Genomic DNA, 1,477 nt, shown 5'->3' with positions numbered 1-1,477 from the left:
CGGCCTCTTCAAAACAAGAAACCAAAAAAGGACAAATTGAAATACGGTCCCTACAGGATCGAATTCCAAACATGTTGGCCTCTCCATCTGTGTATTTTCAATGTTTTTTCTTCATTGTGGTTGACGATTCCGGCCGCATCTTGATAATCAAACAATGGCTTCTGATGATGCTCTCTCCGGCGCCTCCGGACCCAGAGAACGCCGGGCCGAAATTGACGTTTGGTCGCGGCCGAATGTGCTGACAGGAAGTACCGGCCCTCGGGGCCATCAGTCAAAACCAGACAAACTTTCCCAAGGAGGTTCATTCCATGGCCGAAATCGATTCGACCAAAGACCCCCAGAGTGCCAAGTCCATCGCCATCAAGCTGGCCATAAGCCTGGCCATCGGCATTCTGATCATGCTCCTGCCCAGGCCAGAGAACCTCACTCCCGAAGGACAACGGCTTCTGGGCCTTCTGGCCACGGTCGTCTTTCTCTGGGTCAGCGAGGCCGTGCCCATCGGGGCCACGGCTCTGATAGCCGGAGCAGGCCTGATTCTCCTCAAGATTCAAGGCTCTCAGGCGGCCTGGTCCCCCTTTGCCAGCCCAGCCGTCATGTTCGTTTTGATGATCATGATGTTCGGCGTGGTCCTGAACGAGGTCGGCTTGGCCGGACGACTCATGTACCACCTCATCAAGTTCGCCGGAACCAAGGTCAAACGCCTGAGCTTCATCCTGGCCGTGGGTTGCACAATATCCTCATCGGTTCTTCACGACGCCACGGTCACGGTCATCATGGTCTTCGCCTTTGTCCCGGTTTTCCTGAGCATGGGAATGAAACCGGGCCAGGGCCACAAACTACCGACCTTCTTTTTCATGCTCATCCCCCTGGCCGCCTCGGCCGGAGGCTTCGGCACCCTCCTTGGCGGTGGTCGAAACCCCCTTGCCATTGAAATTCTCCAGAAATTCACCCACGGTCAGGCCAGCATCGGTTTCCTCGAATACATCATCATCATGTTCCCCATCTGCGTCCTCACGGCCGTGGCCACCTGGGCCATCCTGTGGATACTGTTCCGGCCCAAGGAAAAGGAACTGGTCGGCGTCAGCCTCGACCACCCCGGCCCCATGTCCCGAAAGGAACTGGGCGTCCTGGTGGTCTTTCTTGGCACATTCGTCCTCTGGTTCATGGGCGACCTGACAGGCTGGCACTACAGCGTCCCGGCCGCCTTCGCCATCCTGGGCTTCTGCGCCCCCGGCTGGATCAGTTTTCGGACCATCTGCGACAAGTTCCCCTGGGAATCGTGGATTGTCTTCGGCGCCGGGGTCTCCCTGGGCGTGGCCATGCTCGACAGCGGAGCCGGAAAATTCCTGGCCGAGGCCATCCTCCCTCTTTTGGACGGCCAACCCACCTTTGTGGTCTACTACGGGTTCGGCTTCTTCGGGTCGTTTCTTTCGAGTCTGATGAGCAACTCCGCGGCCGTGGCCCTGATGCTGCCCAT

General features: G+C 57.9%; 1 protein-coding gene. It reads left to right on the top strand.

Translation table 11 applies throughout. The features are described from left to right. Positions 1 to 308 precede the first annotated feature (308 nt). Positions 309 to 1,477: sodium/sulfate symporter (locus tag EOM25_14920; protein ID NCC26470.1), on the top strand; the 1,169-nt coding region annotated here is incomplete at its 3' end.

The organism is Deltaproteobacteria bacterium, from assembly GCA_009929795.1.
In the GTDB taxonomy this organism is placed as follows: Bacteria; Desulfobacterota; Desulfovibrionia; order Desulfovibrionales; family Desulfomicrobiaceae; genus RZZR01.
This window is presented reverse-complemented; position numbering and strand designations above follow the sequence as displayed.